Annotated in this window: 2 protein-coding genes; both read left to right on the top strand. The window is 36.7% G+C overall.

From position 1 onward, the window contains the following. Positions 1–5 precede the first annotated feature (5 nt). Complete coding sequence (locus tag AC1DUW_RS28375; protein WP_477644126.1) at positions 6–680, top strand: GntR family transcriptional regulator; 675 nt, start codon at positions 6–8, stop codon at positions 678–680. A gap of 56 nt (positions 681–736) precedes the next feature. Continuing rightward, positions 737–1,544, top strand: an 808-nt coding sequence (locus tag AC1DUW_RS28370; protein ID WP_477644125.1) for a GntP family permease, incomplete at its 3' end; no start/stop codon positions are given.

Genomic DNA, 1,544 nt, shown 5'->3' with positions numbered 1-1,544 from the left:
AAGAAATATTGAAGGATCGTATTTTACATGGTGTTTATGCTATCAACACAAACATTCCCTCCGAGCCTCAATTAGAAGAAGAATTTAATGTGAGTAAAATTACTATACGCAACGCAATTAAAGAACTTGTTCAAGAAGGTTATGTTGAAAAGAAAAGCGGTAAAGGAACAAAGGTAATCGCGAATGCTTCGATTGTGAGGCTTTCCAAAGGAAAACGCTTCACAGAGTTATTAGTTGAGGAAGGTCACTACATTATAAAAAAAGTGCTAAGCGTAAGGAAGATTGAATTATCTTCAGAGTCAGGCCTCTATCCTTTATTTGGAGAAAATTGCATTCAGATTGAGCGAATATACTTATTGGACAATGAACCGTATATTTACTTTACACATTATATTTTATTGGACATAAACGAAGAAGATTTAAAAGAAATTCAGATAAATTCATTGTATGGTTTTTTGGAAGATCAAAACATTAAACTTGAAACATTTAGAGACGAGTTTGCCGTTGCTATTCCTCCTAATCACATTTGTGAAACACTGAAAATGGAAAAAGATAGAGCAGTACTAAAGAGGATCCGGATTTCTAGTGATGGAGACGGTAATGTAATGGAATATAGTGAAGGGTATTACAATACGGCTAAACAGAACTATATTGTGACCTATAACGAGCCGATACAATAATTCTGTTTATTGTATGGGTTTGATTGTAAGCGATTTCTTAGGGATGGGGAGAATATATGGATCTATATTTATTAGGAATCACGCTGATAGCAATCGTAATTGTTATTTTGGGAGTATCATGGTGGAAATGGCATGCATTCATAAGCTTAACTGTAGCCAGTTTATTTTTAGCAGTTTTTTCAGGGTTGCCTATGGACAAGATTGTAGGTGCTTATGAAACGGGTGTCGGTGCTGTCCTCGGTCATCTTATTGGTATCTTGGCATTGGGTACAATCTTAGGAAAGATGATGTCGGACTCAGGAGCTGGTATGCAGGTAGCAGACTTCTTCATTAATAAATTCGGTGTGAAGAATCTACCATGGGCTATGCTTCTCTCTGGGTTCATTATCGGTATTCCGGTATTTTTTGAAGTTGGTTTAGTAATATTGCTACCTTTAGTCATTTCCATTCGTAAATCAACCAAAGTGAACATCTTATTAATTGGTATTCCAGTATTAGCTGGTTTATCGATTGTCCATGGTTTGGTACCCCCGCATCCGGGAGCCATGACGGCTATAGGCATTTATAATGCAAACATGGGACACGTATTACTTTATTCATTAATCATAGCATTCCCAACAGCTATAATTGCTGGTCCTTTATTCGCAAAATGGATTCATAAACGGGTTATTCCTGTGGGAGAACCGGAATTAATCCGAGTAGAAACAAAGTCAAGTGGTTTACCTGGGACTGGAGTTTCGTTCTTTATCATCCTTTTACCTGTATTATTAATGGTATTAACAGTAGTGGCACCGTATTTACCACTACCGGGTTATATTGAAAAATTCTTATTGTTTATCGGGAGCCCGGTCATAGCCTTATTAA

This window comes from Peribacillus sp. P4_C12 (assembly GCF_056402095.1).
This window is presented reverse-complemented; position numbering and strand designations above follow the sequence as displayed.